Source organism: Prevotella sp. P4-67, assembly GCF_002251325.1.
GTDB lineage: Bacteria > Bacteroidota > Bacteroidia > Bacteroidales > Bacteroidaceae > Prevotella.
In genome coordinates, this window is sequence record NZ_NPJL01000011.1 from 162,269 (window position 1) to 182,330 (window position 20,062).

General features: G+C 54.4%; 13 protein-coding genes. 4 read left to right on the plus strand and 9 right to left on the minus strand.

Annotated features, from left to right (window positions below; translation table 11 throughout):
* Window positions 1-24 precede the first annotated feature (24 nt).
* Both CIK92_RS01605 and CIK92_RS01610 read right to left on the minus strand, forming a co-directional pair.
* A complete protein-coding gene (locus CIK92_RS01605; RefSeq protein WP_022310336.1) occupies window positions 25-1,563 on the minus strand; it encodes a RagB/SusD family nutrient uptake outer membrane protein in 1,539 nt (512 codons plus the stop codon).
* A gap of 28 nt (window positions 1,564-1,591) precedes the next feature.
* A complete protein-coding gene (locus CIK92_RS01610) occupies window positions 1,592-4,609 on the minus strand; it encodes a SusC/RagA family TonB-linked outer membrane protein (protein WP_094387937.1) in 3,018 nt (1,005 codons plus the stop codon).
* Between the two features lie 528 nt (window positions 4,610-5,137).
* On the opposite strand from CIK92_RS01610, the gene CIK92_RS01615 reads away from it, so the two are divergent.
* A complete protein-coding gene (locus tag CIK92_RS01615) occupies window positions 5,138-5,497 on the plus strand; it encodes a hypothetical protein (RefSeq protein WP_094387938.1) in 360 nt (119 codons plus the stop codon).
* 730 nt (window positions 5,498-6,227) lie between these two features.
* On the opposite strand, the gene CIK92_RS01620 is transcribed toward CIK92_RS01615, so the two are convergent.
* The 7 genes from CIK92_RS01620 to CIK92_RS01650 all read right to left on the minus strand — a co-directional run bounded on the left by CIK92_RS01620 (window position 6,228) and on the right by CIK92_RS01650 (window position 16,789).
* Window positions 6,228-6,986 carry a DUF1573 domain-containing protein gene (locus tag CIK92_RS01620; protein WP_094387939.1) on the minus strand — a complete coding sequence of 253 codons (759 nt, stop codon included), beginning with the start codon at window positions 6,984-6,986 and terminating at the stop codon, window positions 6,228-6,230.
* Window positions 6,987-7,096: 110 nt separating this feature from the next.
* Window positions 7,097-8,527, minus strand: coding sequence for a BT_3987 domain-containing protein (locus CIK92_RS01625; RefSeq protein WP_094387940.1), 1,431 nt, complete (start codon window positions 8,525-8,527; stop codon window positions 7,097-7,099).
* A gap of 34 nt (window positions 8,528-8,561) precedes the next feature.
* Window positions 8,562-9,764, minus strand: coding sequence for a DUF1735 and LamG domain-containing protein (locus CIK92_RS01630; RefSeq protein ID WP_094387043.1), 1,203 nt, complete (start codon window positions 9,762-9,764; stop codon window positions 8,562-8,564).
* Window positions 9,765-9,805: 41 nt separating this feature from the next.
* Window positions 9,806-10,786 carry a glycoside hydrolase family 18 gene (locus tag CIK92_RS01635; protein ID WP_158214704.1) on the minus strand — a complete coding sequence of 327 codons (981 nt, stop codon included), beginning with the start codon at window positions 10,784-10,786 and terminating at the stop codon, window positions 9,806-9,808.
* 29 nt (window positions 10,787-10,815) lie between these two features.
* Window positions 10,816-12,405 carry a RagB/SusD family nutrient uptake outer membrane protein gene (locus CIK92_RS01640; RefSeq protein WP_022310602.1) on the minus strand — a complete coding sequence of 530 codons (1,590 nt, stop codon included), beginning with the start codon at window positions 12,403-12,405 and terminating at the stop codon, window positions 10,816-10,818.
* A gap of 16 nt (window positions 12,406-12,421) precedes the next feature.
* Window positions 12,422-15,730 (minus strand): SusC/RagA family TonB-linked outer membrane protein, encoded by a 3,309-nt coding sequence (locus tag CIK92_RS01645; protein ID WP_094387941.1) that lies wholly within the window; start codon window positions 15,728-15,730, stop codon window positions 12,422-12,424.
* A gap of 93 nt (window positions 15,731-15,823) precedes the next feature.
* Window positions 15,824-16,789: a FecR family protein gene (locus tag CIK92_RS01650; protein WP_094387942.1), complete on the minus strand. Its 966-nt coding sequence runs from the start codon at window positions 16,787-16,789 to the stop codon at window positions 15,824-15,826.
* 286 nt (window positions 16,790-17,075) lie between these two features.
* Between CIK92_RS01650 and CIK92_RS01655 the strand changes: the two genes are divergently transcribed.
* From CIK92_RS01655 to CIK92_RS01665, 3 genes are all read left to right on the plus strand, one after another.
* Window positions 17,076-17,684, plus strand: a complete 609-nt coding sequence (locus CIK92_RS01655) for an RNA polymerase sigma-70 factor (protein ID WP_094387023.1) — start codon at window positions 17,076-17,078, stop codon at window positions 17,682-17,684.
* A 483-nt stretch (window positions 17,685-18,167) separates the two neighbouring features.
* The gene (locus CIK92_RS01660; protein ID WP_094387943.1) at window positions 18,168-19,331 is read left to right on the plus strand and encodes a TlpA disulfide reductase family protein; all 1,164 of its coding nucleotides are present in this window, start codon (window positions 18,168-18,170) and stop codon (window positions 19,329-19,331) included.
* Between the two features lie 208 nt (window positions 19,332-19,539).
* The gene (locus CIK92_RS01665) at window positions 19,540-20,061 is read left to right on the plus strand and encodes an NUDIX domain-containing protein (RefSeq protein WP_094387034.1); all 522 of its coding nucleotides are present in this window, start codon (window positions 19,540-19,542) and stop codon (window positions 20,059-20,061) included.
* Window position 20,062: the final 1 nt, after the last annotated feature.

Consider the following 20,062-nt stretch of genomic DNA (forward strand, 5'->3'; position numbering starts at 1 on the left):
TGTATTCTTTAATAGTTATACTGATTAATCGGCGTATCCGGGGTTCTGCTGAGTCTTCAGCTTGGGGTTGCTGTCGAGCTCGCTCTGAGGAATAGGCCATGTGTAACGATAGTCACCAGCCTTATAGGTAACGCTTGCGCTCTTCACGGTAATGATACCGTTGATACCCATAGCGGCAGGATAGTCGGCAGTACGGCTGAAGCCGAGACCCAGACGACGCAGGTCGCTCAGACGGAAGCCCTCGCCTACAAACTCAAGCTGACGCTGACGCAGAGCCGAGGTGAGCAGCTGCTCAGAGGTGAACGAAGCGGCCTGATAGTCCTCGATACGGTTCTTGAGGAAGGTGTTCAGATAGCTTGAGCCATCCACATTGGTGCGGGCAGCAGCCTCGGCAGCGATGAGGTACATCTCAGAGAGACGGAAAGGCTTGCACATGTTGACCAGGTTGTTAGCGCTACCGGTACGCAGTGAGCTGTTGCCGGGGAACTTGACAAACTGGTACAGAGCATAGGTGCTACCCTCGACCTTTACACCCTCGTTGACCTCGAAGAATGTGTCGAAGCGCACGTCGCCTTCAACAGCGAAGGTATTCAGAGTGGCGTAGGTGGGGATATAGTCGCAAGTCTGGTTGTCGGAAGAGATGTAAGCACCACCTACCGAACCGCCAAGCTCAGTATTTGACATGAAGGGGCGGAAGATCACCTCGGTACCGGCGTCATTGGTCCAGAGCTTCTTGTAATCGGCAATGGTGGTAAGAGTATAGGCACCGTTGGTGATTACGTCCTTGGCCTTGGCAAGAGCTGTGGGATAGTCGCCCTTGACGAGAGCCACACGAGCCATCATAGCCTCTACGGCAAACGAAGATACGTAAGCGGCGTTGGGCTTGAGCAGGTCGGCTACATCACTGGCACCGCTGGCCTCGTAGGCCTTGATGCCGTCGTAGGCATTGGCAAGGTCGGTCTCGATGAGACTGAAGGTCTCTGCCAATGTGCTGCGGTCGGGATAGTAGGACGCATTGGATGTAGGATAGTAGACCGTCTGCAGGGGCAGACCAGAATGCTCTGCCTCGGGATTGGTCTGTGTGTAAGACTGGCAGAAGTGGTCGGCCAGGAAGAAGTAAGCATAGGCACGGGTAAACGAAGCCTCTGCGCGATAGCGTTTGATGGCAAGCACCTGGGCATCGGTAAGACCCTCCTGACCCAGCAGCTTGTCGGCCTCTTCCATCAGCTTGTTACAGTTCTTGATGACGCTGTAGCAGCTACCCCACATGCTCTCGATTTCGCCGGTAGAAGCGAGGATGTTACCGCTGTTGAGCTCACCGTTACGGTTACCGTTGCTCAACAAGCCTACAAACTCGTCGGCTACCAGGTCGGGCTGGTAGAGCCAACCGCCGGAAGTAAGACCGCGAAGATTGCTGTAGAGGATGTTACGGAACTGATAGAGGTCCTTCTCGTTGCGAATTGCGGACTGGTCGTCGAGAGCTCCGAAGGGCTTCTGGTCCATGCTACATGAAGTAACGAACAATGTCGCAAGCAACATCAGTGAAAAATATATTTTTTTCATATTCTTTTCCATTTATCGTGTTATATTGTTAGAATGTAACTTCGGCACCGAGCACGAACTGGCGGGTGTTAGGATAGTTGAACTTAACCAGGTTGATATCGGGCTCTGGGTCATAACCAGAGAACGAAGTAATGGTGAAGAGGTTACGAGCGATACCAAATACCTTGAAGCCCTTGACATAGCGCAGAGGAGCAAGCCACTTCTTGGGCAGGTCGTACTGGAGGCTCAGGGTCTTCATACGCAGGAATGAAGCGTTGTCGAGCAGATTGTCGTCGAGCATGGTCACGTTGTATCCAGCAGCAGGGATGTCGGTAATCTGACCGGGCTTGGTCCAGATGTTCAGCATCTTGGTCTGCTGGTTCCATGAAGTAGCGTTGGCGGGGTTGGCGGTGAAGACTTCCTCGTTCATCAGCAGGTACTTGCCGTTCTGCCAAGCGAAGTCAGCGATGATGGCAAAGCCCTTCCAGGTGAAGTTGGTACCGAAACCACCAATCCAGGGGGCATAACGGTTCTTGCCAGTCCATACTGTACAGTTCTCCTCGCTGAAGGTCTTGGTGATGTTGCCATCCTTGTCGTACCACATGGGGGCACCGTCGCGTGGGTCAACGCCTGCACGGCGGGGCAGATAGAACTCACCATAGCTGCGGCCTACCTCATAGCGTACACCGGTATTGGCGATGGTATAGTTGTCACGACCGGCAAAGAGCTCGGTGATTTCGTTCTTGTTGTAACCTACGTTGGCCTTGAAGGTCCAGCGCATGTCGCGAGTCTTGATGATGTCTACATCGACGTCGGCTTCAAATCCCTTGTTGACCATCGAACCTACGTTACCCACACCAGCAGAGAAACCAGTGGTGAAAGAGTAAGGAACGTCCATAATCATATCGGTACTCTTGTTCTTGTAGAGGTTGATGTTGACACCCAGACGGTCGAAGACGCGGGCATTGATACCGAAGTTGAGCTTGTCCACCTTCTCCCAAGTCAGCATATAGTTGGCAGCCTGTGCGATACCCAGAGTGGTCTGGCCGTTGTAGAGCGAACCCTGGCCATAGAGACCGAAGTACTCGTAGGCACCAGGACCTGCGTCACTACCGGTAGTACCATAGTTGAGACTCAGTGAGGCATCGTTGAGCCAACTTACGTCCTTGAGGAAGCTCTCCTTCTTGGCATCCCACTTCACACCGAGTGACCAGAAGGTACCCCAGCGGTGGTCGGGAGCAAACTTAGAGCTACCGTCGCGACGGATAGAGCTGTAGAAATAATACTTCTCCTTGAAGTTGTACTCCAGAGTGGCGAAGAGTGAGTTGGCAACAACCTTGGTCTGAGCGTCCTCGAGGTCAGAGAGGGCAACGTTAGTACCGCTGGTGATGTTCATCAGACGGGCATCGGCATGACCTGTTGCGAAGGCACCAAACTGCCAGTCCTTGGTGATGCGGGTTTCCTCACCGACCAGCACGTCGATGTTGTGGTCGCCAAAGCCCTTGCGGTATTCAGCAGTGTGGATGAGGTTGTACTGATAAGAAGAGGTATAACGGTTCTGTACGGCACCGGTATTCATCGAGCCTACAGCGCCATCACCTACAATGTCGCCCATAGGAGTCCGGAAAGTCTCCCAAGGCAGGTTGCGGTTGTCGAGGGTCTGGTTGACCAGCTCGAGCGACTGCTGGGCGGTCAGGGTAAGACCGTCGATAGGAGTAAGCACCTCATTGAGTGAAGTGTTGAGGGTGATACGCTTGCGGAAAGAGCGACGGTATCTGCTGTCCTGTTCCATGGTCTTCATACCAGAGTAGTGCAGATAGTCGGCCTTGGCGCCCTTGATGAGCTTGCCGCTGTCGTCGAAGCTATAATAATAAGGTACGTCGAAGGGCAGAGCCTTACGGGCAAATACCAGAGGGTTGTTAGTATAAATGCTGCTGGCACTCTGCATGGCGCTCCATACGGCGTTCTGCTCGAAGTCCTGTACACCGATGTTGGCGCTGTAGCCCACCTTGAAGAACTTGTTCAGACGAGCGTTGATACGGGCATTGAGGACAGAGCGCTGCATAGCAGACTTCTCTACCAGACCCTGCTGCTTGTGGTGGTTGTAAGACATATAGTAGTTGACTGTCTGGCTACCGCCCTGCATGGTGGCATTGATATCATAAGTAGGAGCCGAACTGCTCAGCACCTCGTCATACCAGTTGGTATTGAGGCCGTAGTTCTTGACCAGATTGCGGATTTCGTCGCTCACGGGCTGACCGATAATATCGCGGAACTGTACGTACTGCTCAGAGTTCATCATCTCTGCACCGTCGGAAGTAGGAGAAGAAACACCCCACTGGGCCTTGACGCTAACCTGGGCGCTCTCGTTGTAACGGCCCTGCTTAGAGGTGATAAGGATCACACCGTTGGCAGCACGCGCACCGTAAATAGAAGTAGAGGCAGCATCCTTGAGCACGGTGATATTGGCAATGTCCTCAGGGTTGAGGGTGCTGAAGAATGAAGAGCTGATAGGTGCACCATCCAGAATGAAGAGGGGCTGGTTGCTGGTCTGCAGGAAGTTGACACCACGCAGACGGATTGTAGCTGTGGTCGAAGGGTCACCGGCTGAGCTGAGCACAGACAGACCAGAAACCTGACCGGCAAGAGCGTCGGTGAAGTTAGGGGTAACAATCTTGCCGAGCTTTTCAGAGCCTACAGTACCGATGGCACCTACAACGGCACCCACCTTCTTGGCCTGGCCGTAACCGGTAACCACTACTTGCTCCAATACATGACTGTCGGGGTCGAGCACGACCATCATGTTGGCAGAGGCTTTAAGACGCTTGGTAACCATACCGATGGATGAAAACTCGAGTTCAGCGTTCTTGCTGTTTACCACGAGCGAGAATTTTCCATCAATGTCTGTGGCGACACCAGTCTTGGTGCCTACGACTTTAACAGACGCACCAATTACAGGCTCGTTGTCTTCGCTGCTGACTACGGTACCTGTAACTTTTGTTTGTGCCAGCGCCATTCCTATGCTCAGGAAGAGGCAGGCAAAAAACATCGATAGTCTTTTTTCCATAAAATCTCTCTCTTTTAAATTAAAAACTATATTAACTATTATTATTATTTCATCCTCAATGACAAGTTTTCGGGGTCTTACCACCGTCTCCGGCAGCATTATGCTGACATTTTGGAAACCAAAAGCGCAAAAAACAATCCTTTAAGCACAACCTTAGAGCCGTTTTTAAGTCGTTTTGCAACTATATGTACGTGCAAAATTAATAGTATTAATGATAAATAGCAAAAATTATACAAAATATTATTACGGGGTTAACGTTTATTAACTATTAAAGGAGCTTTCAGATGATTTATATCAAGGATTGCGACTGTAGAAGATAACAAATTATAATTAGAAAGCCACAATATTTAACGGATTGTTATCGATAGGGGTATATTTAATCATTATTTATTCATCCGAGGTAATGTTAAAAACCTCAAACTGCCAAATCAGCGTTTTCGAGTTGGCTTATAGCATAGTAGGAGGGCTACCCCGCGTCCGTTTCCCACCACGTCCACCCCTTTTCCTCCCGCATTTGCAAGCAGCGGGATGATTGTTGTGATGGCGGAGGTTGGCGACACCCACACCGAGACCTATGCAAAAAGTCCCGAGCACAGCCTAATGACGCCCGAGCACATCGAAAACCCGATTTCGTGGTGTGAAATGGTGATTGCAAGCCAGGATATCCATTATGCAAGCTACGAAATGACGATTTCACACCGTGAGCGTCGTTTTACGATGTACATTGACGGGATGGGGCAAGACAATAAAAGATACAAAAAGCCGATGGCGTCTTCTGAAGGCTCCGCCTTAGTGGCGCTGACGGCATCGGCAGGAGGAGAGGCCCCTCCCTTAACCTTCCCCAAGGGGCGGGAGTTCATACTTGGTGTGTTTAAGGCGTTTAGATAAAACTCCTTCCCCTTGGGAAATACTGGGATGGCCCCAAGCGGCATCTCCTACATCCATGGACACGAACAACATATCCCTCATGACGAACACCACGTAAGCAGCGGCAACTCCTACATCCATGCACACGAACATTATACCCACCATGACGAAACCGTCGTAAGCAGCGGCAACTCATACATCCATGCACACGAACATTATACCCTCCATGACAAAACACACATAAGCAGCGGCAACTCTGTAGGAGTTGCGTTTCCCCAGCCCAGGGTTGCGGGCGAAGCACGCTACCCTGGGTACGCGCCCCCACTAACCTTGCTACTCTGTAAGAGTTGCGATTAGCCGTAGGCGTTATTCTCAATCTTATGGTTTCCGCCTGCCCAGTGCTTGCAGATAGCCTGCTGCGGGTAACGCCTTCGGCTAAACGCAACTCCTACAGAGTTGCTTCATCTTATTATTCATGTACCCAGGGTAGAGGCGCTGCGCACCTCAACCCTGGGCTATGAAATCGCAACTCCTACAGAGTTGCCAAGGGTGCGCACCATCCACAATGGACCACTTATATCATTGTCATCCCCTTGCAGCATCAACGAATGGAGGACGACAACCACAGCGTTACCCCCAACCGCCCCACTCCACCTTATTATATATATAGGGCGCACCTCTCTGCCCACATCTGGGCACTAAAAAAACCCAGACCGGGTGGGGCTGGGGCTCTTGATGAAATATGAGAGACTTAATTCAACAGTCTGAACTTCTGGGCTACATTCCACTTCACGACGAGGGGCTTTGCCTCCTTGCCGTTGACCACGGGGATGACGTGGATGCGGCGGGGGGCGTAGTGGCGACGGAAATAGAGGGAGCTCACGTGTATCGACTTGCGCTCGTGGGGCTGGAGACGCACCATAGAGGGCATCTTGAGCACCGTATTGTTGGGCACACGCTTGAACTGGATGGTCATCGGCTTATCGGTGTCGTTGGCGAGCTTCAGCTCGAAGGTGTGGGTCTGCCCCACGGTCAACTCGGGAAACGGCAGCAGCTGCTGGTTCATGAAGAGGCCGTGTCCGTAGTCGAAGGGATGGTCTTCACGCACGGGGTGGACCATAGGCACGATGTTGGCCTTGACCCAGAGACGCACGTAAGCCGAACCGTCGTTGACGAGCACCACCACCTGCTTGACAAAGTTGCCCTGCTTGTGGTCGGGGTCGAGCGACACGGTGACCCGGGCTGTCTCGCCCGGACGCACGGCACGCTTGGTATAGTCGGCGACCATGCAGCCACACCACGTGTTGACTGCCGAGATGGCCACGGGACTCTTGCCGTTGTTGCGCAGACGGAAGACATGGACCACCTTACCGTCTTTCTCGTAGATGGTACCGAAGTCGTGGGTGCGCTCTACGGGCTTGAACGTCTCAAGAAACTGTGGTTCGCCCTGTGCCTGTGCCGTGAGTGCCGTGAAGAGTGAAAGTATGAGGAATAGCAATGATTTCATCATGTCATTATCCTTGGATTGTTAGGGAAGTATAGGGTGCCCACGCCCCAATCATGAGGAGGGGCACCCCTGTCAACGCTATCGATTGAACTGAATCAATCTTCTATGCATGTTCAGTCTACGAAGGTGAGTCCCCAAGTTGTGGAGACATAGCTTGCGCCCCATCCATAGTTGCCGTAGCTCCAACCCCAGTGGTTGGGATCGAGCGTCTGCTCTACCTTGACATAACGGGCATTGACAGCACCATAGAGTACATACCACTGGCTGCTCCAGCTCTCACGATAGGTGCCCTTGCCATTGACATCGCCCAGGTCTACCCAGTTGGCATTGTCCTCGCTCAGATAGAAGCGGAACGACTTGCCGGGAGAACAAGAGAGCTTGAAGGCACCCACCTTGTGTACGGCTCCGAAGTCTACGACAAACGAGGCATTGTCGATATTGAACTGAGAGAACTTCCATGTCGACAGTTTGAGTTCATCCTTATTGTAGTTGACGGCAGAGATACACTTCCAGGCGCTGATGTCGCTCACGGCTGTACCCAGCAGTGCTGTAGGATTGTCCTGGATGAGGCTCTCCTCGGTGGTCACCACGAGATAAGCCACCTGGCTGTCGAGGGTCACCTTGGTGCCGTTGGCATACTCAGCTACGAGTCGCAGCGGAGCCACATAGCCTGCCTCGGTCAGCGTCTGACCCAGCTCGGTGGGCAGCTCCACATGGAGTTGGGCGCCTTGACTTCCAGCAGCCACCGTGGCAGCTGTCACCTCGAGGGCACCAGCCACATTGGCGGGCAGTGACTTGTAGTTCTTGCCGTTCTCGGTGTTGTAGGCATCCACGAGGCTGTTGTCTACGGTAGCCGACACCTTCACATCACTGTCGAGCGCGAAGTGCAGGCTCACGTTATAGTCGGCCTTGACCTCGCCAAAGACTCCCACGGGAGTGCGCACGATGCTGCTCTTGGCTGAGTTTGAGCCTGCGAGATAGACCATATCGTTGGTGGTATGGATGGCTACATAGTAGACGCCCATCTCCTCGCTTGCCACCACGGGACGGTCGGTATCGAGGGACCCCTCCTTGACGGCGGTGAGTCTGAGGGGCACCACATACTCGGGCTCGGTCAGACGGGCACAAGCCTCGGCGGGGATGGTCACCTTGAGAGGTTCGGAGGCCACGTTGGCTCCGGCGCTGATGCCCGTCTTCTCCAGCTGGATGGCAGCGAGCACATCGGCAGGCACGGTGGTGGCCACGCCGTTATATTCCTTGTTATATTCAGATACCATTGTGGTGTCGGGGGCGGCACTAATGGTGATGCTGTCTGCCGAAGCATACTGCAGACGCGCCTTGACGTTGGCGGTGATGTCGCCGAAAGAGCCTACCGGTGTGTGGTAGACGGTACACTCGGTCACTTTGGCTACCGACTGGTCTACGTAGATGAGGTTGTTGTTGGAACCGTCTACATCGTAGGCCTCGTCGTCGCTACAGCCGCTGAGAGTGGCTGTTCCAAGGAACAGCACTCCACAGGCGATATATAATTTGTTCAGTTTCATTGATTGTAAGTTTTATCGGTTAGACGACACTGTATTAGTAGGGGCACTTATGATTGGGCACCCATGATGGTGAGCCACTCTTGGCCACGGCGTTGTATCCATGACCGGTCTGGTCGAGGATCGAACCGTCTTCCTGCTGGTCTGTACCGCAGAAGCGCCAGTATGCGATGAGTCCCGGTGTGTGGGGGTCTACATAGCAGATGTTGTTGAGCAGGTCGGCAGGAGTGCGGGCAACGTTCCATACGCGGAATTCACTTACGCGGCCGTTGAGATAGCGGCCTCCGGCAGAGTAGCCGATGGCGAAGGGACCGTTGTTGTCGCCGTATGAGGTTCCGTAATCATAGCTCCACACGAGCGAGATGTCGCCAGTAGCCTTGACAGGGTCACCCATAGGTTCGCCGTCGAGATACATGGTAATCTGAGAGCCGTCATAGACACAGGCAAAGTGGCACCATTTCTTGGTGGGGAAGTGGGTGGGGAATGTGGTGGGGTGAGCCGTTCCCTTGTCGGGCTTGTCCCAAGAGGGCGCACCGGTCTTGCCACCGGCGAGCTGCAGCTGGTCGGGGTCGCACGATACGTCGCCGAAGCGCAGCAGGAAGTTCTCCTCGCATCCCATCAGTGAAGAGATGTAGGGATTGGTGTGGCAGAAGTCGTTGACATATACTTTGCACTCCATAGTGAGCTGGGAGAGATGACCCAGGGCCTCGTTGTTGCGGAAGCCGGGAACCAGGAATGGCCTGCCGTTGATGTCGGCCACGTCGGTAGTGATGATGGGCACGAAGACGATGTATGCCACCGAGCCAGCCTCGAGCAGATTGCCATCGCTCTTGACGCGCACGGGCAGACAATAGTTCTTGCCTTCCTCAAACTGTGATGGATCGCCTATCATCAACTTGGCCTGAGATGACACAAAGTTACCCGGGGTGATGGTAACGTTGGCATCCTCGATGCTGTAAGCCGATGTGGGAGGCACGATGTAGCTCGAGTTGTTGGCCTTGTTGTAGGCGTCGAGCAGCTCGGGGGCAGCCTCAAAGGTGGCCGTGACGGGGGCGCTCACCTTGCCGGTGCAGGTGACAGAGAGGTCTACCTGGTCGGCGCCCTCAAAGCCCTTGCGTATGGTATTCTTCTGCATGGTGCCCGTGATGTAAACCACATCGCGGTAGTCGCCATTGCTCTCCTGACAGGCGGCGAAGACCAGGGCTACCATAGCCATCATAAATAATCTTATCTTATTCATAATCGTTGTTCTAAATCTTTATACTGTTACTAATCACGGTTTTAGTGGATAGCAGGGTTCTGGATTTGGATGCCGTGGCGCATATTGGCGTAGTTGCTGCATCCATAGCCAGTGTTGATATAGTCGCGGTGCATGAAGAAGGCACCAAAACCACCCTTGCGGCCAGTGCTGGGCTGATAGCGGGCATAATTGAGCAGCTGTCCGCACTCAGCAGCCTTCCAGTTGTCACCCACGTTCTCGGTATAGACCACCTTCTCGGTAGGACAGCCACTGAAGGGCACGCGACCGGGGCTTCCGCCATAGGTCTGGTTGACATACCAGTTGGTAAACTTATTGGTATTGCCGCTGGGGGCACTTCCGTAGTAGTCAATGCAGAGTAGCATGTTGGGGTTGCCCTTGATGGTAAATCCGTCGGGATAGGTAAAGGTGCTGTCGGGCGATGCCATGGGGCCGACGAACTGGCCTACATACTCCACGAAGTAGTCGAGGTTGCCACCGGAGAGCGGGTCGCCCTCAGGCTCATAGTCCATGTCGATACCGTCGAGTCCATTCTCAAAGATGGGACGCAGCAGGTCCTGGGCGTAGGCACGCATGGCTGCCTGGGGGTCGTTCTGCTTTACCCAGATAGAGTCGTAGAACTCTGGACGGGTGCGGATGCGGATGATGGTAGGTACCACGAGCCGGGTACCCTTAACTTCCTGCACATACTTCATCTCACGATATACCTCGGGCAGATAGTGAGTATCTACGTGGGTAGAGTCGTCAGAGGGGATGCCACCCCAGAGTGAGCAGATATCGAGCGAGTCGGGCAGACCGAGGAAGCGGGTAGCCAGCGAGGTGCTCTGGGTGTAGTCGGCGAACCATCCCCAAGCGATGGAATGGTCACTCTTCTTGTAGTCGCGCAAGTTCTTGTAATACTGCGGGCCGTAGGTGGTGGGGGCAACCACCGTGGCGTTCTCTACATCGGTATCGCATGAAGCAAACATGCAGGCGATGAGCAGCAGCGGCATAATATATTTCATTATTTTCATAGATGCTGTCATTTAGGTGATTAATGTTTAGGGTTCTTGTCCCACCAGAGTTTGGTACCGCCATTGTCGGGACCACCGAGCAGACCTACGGCAGCCTGTACATTAGCATTGTTGTTGGAATACTCAGAAGCGGGGAAGCGCAGACGACGAATCTGCAGATTGGTATTTACTGCGCCGTTGCTGGCGTTATGGTCTACGGTGAAGAGCTTGGGATAACCCGTACGGCGATACTCACTCCAAGCCTCCTGACCATCGGGGAAGATGGCGAGATACTTCTGGGTGATGATGCGCTCGAGCTTCTGCTCGGTCTGGGCGTTGTTGTCCCACTTGGGGGTGATGGTGCTCAGCGCCGAGGCGTCGCGACCGTTGCCGCTGTTGTCGGTGAAGGTGGCGGGCACGTTGTTGCTCTCCAGATAGGCATCGGCACCGCTCACGCCACGCTCCTGGAACGAAGCGCGTACACCAGCCTTATAGAGTTCTTCGACCGAGCTTGCGCCCATATCCCATCTGAGCTTGGCCTCAGCTCTGAGGAAGAAGCTCTCGGCTGCCGACATCCACTGTATGGCTGCATTTGACTCCACATTCGCTACCGATGTCTTTGCTGTATAGTCGCTCTGGTTGCGTATCTGCAGACCGGGATAGACGCCGTGGATGCCACCACCGTTGGCGGCTTCGGCGAAGTAGACCTTGGCACGAGGGTCGGCGTAGCCGTTGAGATAGCTGTCGATAGAGGCACCCATGCGCATATCGCCGAAGCTCTGGGTAACCTCCCAGATGGGGTTCAGGTAAGAGTACTTGGCATTGTTGGCATGAAGTGCAGTCTTCTCAAGGAAGCCCAGGCTGTTATCGATAGACTTCTGAGCCTCCTGCTTGGCGAGGGCCTCGTTGGCATAAGCCACGCGGAGAGCCAGACGCAGACGCAGGGTATTGGCAAACTTGACCCAGCTCTCTACATCGCCGCCGAAGACAAAGTCAAAGTTGGCGAGGAGCTTGGCAGAAGCCGATGCCTCATGATAGGAAGTGAGCACGTCGATGGCGTCGTCGAGCTCGGCAAAGAAGGCTTTGTACACATCCTCCTGGCTGTCGTAAGCCACATTGATGCCGGTACCGAAGCGGGTGTAGGGCAGCGGGCCATACATGTCTGCCAGACGGCTCATGCCGAATACCTTGACCACATTGCCCAGAGCTGTCACGGCAGCCGTACCGTTCTTGTCAGAGTTGGTCTTCAGCGAGAGCCAGGGCTGCATCAGATTGGTATAGGTGTCGTTGAAGGGCAGGTTTACCCACTTGTCGGGCATCAGATAATGGGCATTGTGCAGCGAGCCCACATCGTAAGAAGCCTTGATATTGGAGAAATAGCCAGAGAAGAGGCCGCCGGTGAGCATATCCTCTACCTGGTAATCGGCGCCCTTGTCCAGACCTACGATGAATACGTTGTGCTGCATCTGGGAGAAGAAGGCACCGGTATTCATATTGTCGTGGGTCATATCTTCTTCAGTAGCCGAGTTATGGTCAGTGTTCCACTTGTCAAACTCAGACGTACATGAAGAGAGCACTACGGCAGATGCCATGACGGCGAGACTGCCTGTGATGAATTTATTGAGTTTCATAATCGTTATAGGGTCTTTAGAAGTCAACTTTTACAGAGAAACCAAGATTGCGCAGGCTCGGCATCATGAAGTTGTCGATACCGGTGAAGTAGGTACCCGTACTGGCGGTGAGTTCGGGGTCGAACGGAGCCTTGCAGTAGAACATGAGCAGGTTGCGGCCGGTGAAGGCGAGGCGCAGGTTCTCTATCCAGGGCACCCACTTGCTGATGGGCAGACTGTAGCCCACAGAGAGTTCAGACAGACGCACGTTGGTAGCGCTGTAGATGTAGTATGCACCCACGCTGGGACCTATCTTGCTGTAGTAGTCCTGGGCAGGGATGCGGTAGCCGTTGACGAGTGCGCCACCCAGGTCGCGGGCCTCGGCTGTAGTCTTGCTGGCACCGAAGTAGTCCATGTAGCCCTGGGTAATGGATGATACCCGACCACCCACACGGGCACTGATGAGGAAGCCCAGGTCTATGCCCTTCCAGGAGAAGCTGTTGCGCCAGCCCATGTTGTACTTGGGATTGACGTTGCCGGCATATACATACTTGCCTTCATCCACACCGGCGATGTTGCGCGAGGTGTAGTCGACGATGAGGTAGCCGTGCTCGTCCATCTTGGGGATGGTGACATAGAGGTCGCCCATAGAGCCGCCCTCGGTGAGGCGCACCTTGACAGAACCCAGATTGAGCATGTCCATGCCGTCGAGCGACACGTTTACCTTGTTGCCGTTGGCAAGGGTGAGCTCGGTAGGAGCGAGGAGTTGCTTGATTTTGTTCTTGTTGAGGGTGTAGGTGAAGGTGCTTGACCACTTCACGGGACCCAGAGGTTGGTTCAGCGTGAGCGAAGCCTCAATACCCTTGTTGTCGATACGACCACCGTTGATAGGCAGCTTGCTGTAACCCGACGAGGCAGACAGTTCGGGAAGGAAGAACTGGTCGGTGGTGCGGGTAGAGTAAAGGCTGACGTTAAGGTTTACCTTGTCCTGCCACAGGTTGGCCTGCAGACCCAGCTCCCATGCCTTGGTGCGCTCGGGCTTCAGGTTGTTGTTGGGATAGTAAGAGGTAGTAGAGGGCGCGGCGTTGGAGTAAGTGTAGCGGGTGAGCGCATAGAACTTCTCGGGTGTGTTACCCACCTCACTGTAGCTGCCACGGAGCTTGAGGAAGGAGAGCACCTTGCTCTTCAGACCAGGTATCATCTCGGTCAGGATGGCGCTCACACCGGCAGAGGGATAGAAGAATCCCTTGTTGCGATACTGGGTGTTGCCGAGGAAAGAGTCCCAGTCGTTGCGGGCGGTGAGGTCGAGATAGACCATACTCTTATAGCCCACCTGGGCGGTGGCAAAGACACTCTGTACCTGGTGGTGGTAGTTGAGTGCGGGGTCGGCGTCCATGTGTGAGTTGGCGCGGTTTACGGCATTGAGGGTGAAGTTGTTGGCGACATTGAGGAAACCGCCGACATAGGTGTAGCTGGTCTCCACATCCTTGATAGAGGTACCGAGGTTGGCGGTGAGCGAGAAGTCACCGAAATACTTGTCGATATTCAGGATGGCGTCGCCGTAGATTTGACGGGTGTTGTCGTTGGTGCGGTAATAGGCACCATACTCACCGGCGAAGAGGGGGTCGGTAGAGGCGGCATAGCGTTTCTCATAGATGCCAGAGGTCTTGTCCATCTTGGCACGGCCAGAGAGGGTGATGCCCTTGGCGATATCGAAGGTCAGACCAGCACTGAGGATAAAGCGGTCCTTGTGGTTTTCGGCGATGTCGCGGTTGATTTCCCAGTAGGGGTTCATCATGGAGAGTCCCTGGTTGCCGAAAGGCCAGTACTGGGTCTTGAAGTTGCGTTCGGGGTCGTACTGCTCAAAGGGAGTGTACTTGCGGATATCGTCGCCGGCGGGGAAGAGGTAGACGGGGACGATGGGGTTGAAGTAGAAACCCTGGGATATCATGTTCTGTTCCTTCACACTCATGTACATGGCGCTGAGGTCAAGGTGCAGACGGTCTTTGAGGAAGTCAGTGGTGTTGCGGATGGTGAAGTTGTAGCGCGACATCTCGTTGTTCTCCACGATGCCCTCGGCATTGGTGGTAGAGGCAGAGACAAAGGTCTGGCTGTGCTCCGAACCTACAGAGAAGGTCACAGAGTTGCCCACGTTGTAACCTGTCTGGAAGAAGTCGAGCGGGTCGTAGCTTGATGGAGTAGCCAGCTTGGAGCCCCAACTTGAGAAGGTGCCGGTACCGGTCTGTCCGTAAGTGTTCTGGAACTCGGGAGTCACAAAGGGTGAGAAGAAGGAGGTGTTGTTGCTGTAGCTCACGCGCACCTTGCCCACAGTACCCTTCTTGGTGGTAATCATGACCACACCGTTGGCAGCGTCGCTACCATAGAGGGCAGAGGCGGCAGCACCGCTCAGCACCGAGATGCTCTCGATATCATCGGGGTTCACCATAGAGGCGGCGTCGCCGGTCTGGGCGTCACCGTGGTAGGCGTCGGTAGGTTGGTTGGCCTGGAGCGAAGGCATGGGAATACCGTCAATCACGTAGAGGGCGTTGTTGTTGCCGTTGATAGACTTGTTACCACGCATCACCACCTTGACGCCGCCACCGATACCGGCAGCACTGGCGTTGATTTCGACACCTGCCACCTTGCCGGCGAGGGCGTTCATGAAGTTGGCGTCCTTGACACCGGTGATATCCGAGTTCTTGAGTTGCTGCACATTATAGGTCAGCGCCTTCGACTCTTTCTTGATACCCAGGGCGGTAACGACCACCTCGTTCAGGGTCTTCTCGTCCTGAGAGATATTCACGGTCAGGTTGTTGCCTTTGGCGGTAACTGACTTGGGCTGGTAGCCGAGATACGACACCTCTATCTTGCTGCCTTCTTCGGCAGAGATGGTGAAGTTGCCGTCCAGGTCGGTCACCACGGCAGCGCCAGTGGCCTTGCTGCGTACGGTAGCGCCTATCACGGGCTCACCGTTCTCGTCGAGCACCTGGCCCTTGACGGTCTTCTTGGGAGCCTGGGGGTCCTTGGCAGCGGGTTTGGCTTCACGCTTGAAGATGGTAATCATCTTGTGGTCTATCTTGAAGCCAAGATGAGAGCCCAAGACCTTAGTCAACACGTCGCGGACGGGTGTGGCATGGAAGGTGGCTGTCACCTTCTGGCTGGCGTTCACTTCGTCCACTTTGTAGATTACAGACATCTTGGTTTGGCGTTCCACTTCTTTCAATACGTTGCGGAGGCTCTCGTTACTGAACGTCTTGGTAACGGTCTGAGCACTCATGCTGAGCGCACTGAACATCAGTGTGACCAACAGGCAGATGCCGAGCAATTTGCTTTGCTTACTGTTCATAGCAGTTGGTTGTTTTTAGTTAGACAATTTAATATATAGGTTTTATTTTCAGTAGTGTTTAGTAGAGGTGTTTTGGTATTGGCGGGGCGGGGGTCAGTCGCCGATGGTAATCTCCTTACCATCGCGACATACCTGCATGCTTGTGATGCTCTGGAGAGCGTCGAGCACATCGTCTATGGTCTCCTTGTTGCGCAGCGAGATGGCAAACTCCATCTTGCGCAGACGCTCAGAGGTGATAGTGATGTTTACAGCGTAGCGACGGGAGAGCAGCTTGGCGAGGTCTTCGAGGCTAATCTCAGAGAATTCGGTCATGCCCTGTACCCACGCATGGTGGTCGGTGGTATAGCGGCTCTTGGAGAATTTACCGGTAATCACATTGAGGCTTACCATATCGCCGGGCTCCATCGTGAGGCGGTCGGCGCCGCGGTCTATCACCACCTTACCCTGCAAGAGGGTCGTGGTGATGTTTTTGTCATCATTGTAGGCAGAGATGTCAAAGCGGGTACCCTTGACCACCACGTCGTAGCCGCGGGTGTTTACCACAAACTCGGCGCCATCGCGCTTGGCGACCTCGAAATAGCCTTGTCCTTCGAGGACTACACGGCGGTTATTGTCACCGAAGCGGTTGGAATAGCGCAGCGAAGAGCCTGCGTTGAGCCATACCAGCGAGCCGTCGGGCAGGGAGAGGCGGGTCTTGCTGCCCATAGGTACGGTGAGGGTGTAGTAGTGTTCGGGCTGAAGGCTGGTGGCATACCACCCGACAAAAGCCGAGCACAACATAAGCAGCACCACGGCAGCCGCTGCTGCCACACGCCACATTGGCCGGCGCTGCCGACGAGCCTCGGCGCCACACATCCAGTCACAGAAGCGTGTCCATGCGCTTTCGGTGACCATATCGAAGTGTGGGCGCGACGCCCATTCGGCTTCCCAGCTGCGGAAAGTGGCAAGGGCCTCACTGTCCTGTGCGAGGTAATCGAACAGAGCTTTCTCATCTTCGCGGGAAATCTTTCCCTCGAAATACTTGTTGGCCAATGCCTTCATTTCACTTCCCATCAACATTTCTTAATATAACGTTAGTATTGGTTTCACTATTAGGATGGCGCCAGCGGTCTTTCCGAAGACGCCCGAGCACATCATTACTGACATACTGTCACTATTAAAACAACCCGCAGACACTTTACCCGCCCTCGGAGATAACTTTTTTTCAAAAATATTTGCACTTTTCTGCTTAAATTCATACTTTTGCACCGTCAATCGTGATGCAAGCGGTCGCCGGAGCCATCTATATAATATATAATAAGGTGTAACACGCCCGTGGTGACCGAATAAAAAAAGTGTAAAAACCATGCGTTTCTATAAGGAACAAAGCGAACTCTTTGAGGGAATACAGAACGGCGACGCCGATGCTTTCGAGTATGTCTTCAAGACGTACTACCCTCGTCTGCGCAATTATGCCAACCGCTTTGTGAGCGATAGCGACGACTTGGAAGACATCCTGCAGAACTGTTTCATCCACCTGTGGGAACGCCGAGACAGCATCACGTTCATCTCCATTTCATCTCTGCTCTTCACCATGGTGCGCAACGGCTGTCTGAACTACCTCAAGCACCAGACGATGGTCAACGGCTACGAGGCAGGCTCGCTCAGCAAGATACCCGGGGCAGAAGAGCTCTACAGCACCGACATGAAGGGCACCACCGACAGCGACACGCTCTACAACGAACTGACCCGACAGATAGAGCAGGTCATGGAAGAGCTGTCGCCGCGCTGCCGCGAGATTTTCACCATGAGCCGCTTTGAAGGACTCAAGAACCGCGAGATAGCCGACCAGCTGGGCATCTCGGTCAAGGTGGTCGAGAAGCACATCACCAAGGCGCTTGCCGTTTTCCGCACCCATTTCAAGACGGGCAGAGCCTCCGCGCTGCTCCTGCTATGGCTCATCGCCATGGCATAATCGCCTACCCCTCTCTTATTCCATCTCTGCCACGCGCCCCTCGACCTCGGGCGCAGCACTGCGCGTATTCAACTCGCTGCCAATGGCTTCGGCAAGCGCAGAGACCGTCATCACGACTGCCGTGACCACCACTGGCGGCTCGTAACATAAGGTACGGACGCTCGTGACATAAGGCACGAAGCCGCGTAACATAAGGCACGAGCCCACGTGACTTATGATACGAGCCCGCCATGATGATCACCACGCCGGCGGCGGCACGCTCCACGACTGGCAACCCGCTTCCTGCCGAGCCAACCGCCCCTCCACGACCGCCTACCGCCCCTCCACGATCGCCTATCGCCCCTCCACGATCGCCAGACAAGCCCTCCACGGGAGCCGACAGAACGGGCTGGTTTGGGGCAATGACCAAAAAAAATGCAATTTAGTTTTGTATTTCACTCGGTTTGCACTACCTTTGTAGTGGAAAAAGTAAACAAGACTGAAATGAAGATATCCAAAATCATGTCTTTCATGGCCGTGGGCGTGGCTGTGCTTGCGCTGTCGGCCTGTGGCAACAAGAAGTTTGAGGTCAATGGCAACATCAAGGACGCCAAGGACTCCACGCTCTATTTTGAGAACCTCAGCCTCAACGGACCTGTAGTCCTCGACTCTGTCAAGTTAGGCGAAGACGGTGCCTTCGACTTCAAGGCCGACGCCACCGATGCCCCCGAGTTCTACCGTCTGCGTATAGCCGGCCAGATTATCAATGTCGCCATCGACTCTACCGAGACCGTCAAGTTCAATGCCTCCTACCCCACCATGTCGGCCGAATACGAGGTCGAAGGTTCGGAGAACTGCGAGAAGATACGTGAACTGGCTCAGAAGCAGCTGCAGCTGCAGCGCACCATCAATGCCCTCGTCGCCAACCCCGCCTTGGGCGTAGACAGCGTGGAAGTGGCTGTGGCCAGAGTGCTCGCCGCTTACAAGGAAGATGTGAAGCTCAACTATATCTACAAGGAGCCGATGAAGAGCTATGCCTACTTCGCGCTCTTCCAGACCTATGTGCTGGGCAACCGTCAGGCGCTCATCTTCAACCCTCGTCTCTACAGCGACGACATCAAGGTCTATGCTGCCGTAGCCACCAGCTGGGACACCTTCCACCCCAATGCTGAGCGCGGCACCAATCTCCACAATATTGCCATCGAGAGTATGAAGGACCAGCGCATCGTGCGCAACGAGCAGGTTGCCAGCCAGATTGACGCCAGCAAGGTGCAGGTGGCCGGACTCATAGACCTCGCCCTCACCGACAACAAGGGTGTGACCCGCCGTCTCACCGACCTCAAGGGCAAGGTGGTGCTGCTCGACTTCCACGTCTTCGCCAGCGAGCAGAGCACCAAGCGCATCATGATGATGCGTGACCTCTACAACAAGTATCATGGCCAGGGTCTGGAAATCTACCAGATTTCGCTCGACCCCAATGAGCACTTCTGGAAGACACAGACTGCAGCGCTGCCCTGGATAAGCGTGCGCGACGAAGCCGGCACCTCTGCCCGCACCTACAACATCATGGGCATTCCGTCGTTCTTCCTGATAGACCGCAACAACAATCTCTACAAGCGTGGAGAGCAGGTAAGCGACATCGACGCCGAAATCAAGAAACTGTTATAAGACCACGGGCTGCCGGGACATAACCTCCAGCCTGCGCTCTATGATATAACGAGAACTTTAAGCATTCATAAAAACATCATCAACCGATGAGCGACCTCTGGTGTGAACCACGGGTCGCTTTTTTTTGATTTACAACTATGTTTTATGATAAAAGAGCGGCGTCATCGGCGTTTTTTTCGTAATATTGCATATTAACTTGTCAACTGCGATGGATATACTTACACGATTCAAGCATTGCCCCGTGTGTGGAGGCAGTCTCCAACCCGACTCAGCGAAGAGTATGCGCTGCCACAACTGTGGCTTCGAATACTTTGTCAATGCCAGCGCAGCCTATGTGGCGCTCATCTACGACGAGCGTGGCAGGCTGCTCGTGGTGCGCCGTCGCTGCGAGCCCGCCAAAGGCACGCTCGACCTGCCGGGAGGCTTTGCCGACATGGGCGAGACGGTAGAAACTGGCGTGGCGCGCGAGGTAAAGGAGGAAACGGGGCTCACCGTGACCGCCATGGACTACCTCTTCAGCCAGCCCAACCGCTATCTCTACAGCGGCATCGACATCCCCACACTCGACCTCTTCTTCCGCTGTCGCGTAGACGACATCTCGACGCTCGCTGCCGGCGACGACGCCGCCGAGACCCTGTGGCTCGCCCCCGACGAGATACACCCTGACGACTTCGGGCTCACCTCCATCCGCGAGGGAGTGAAACGCATAATCAATAACAATCAGATATAAA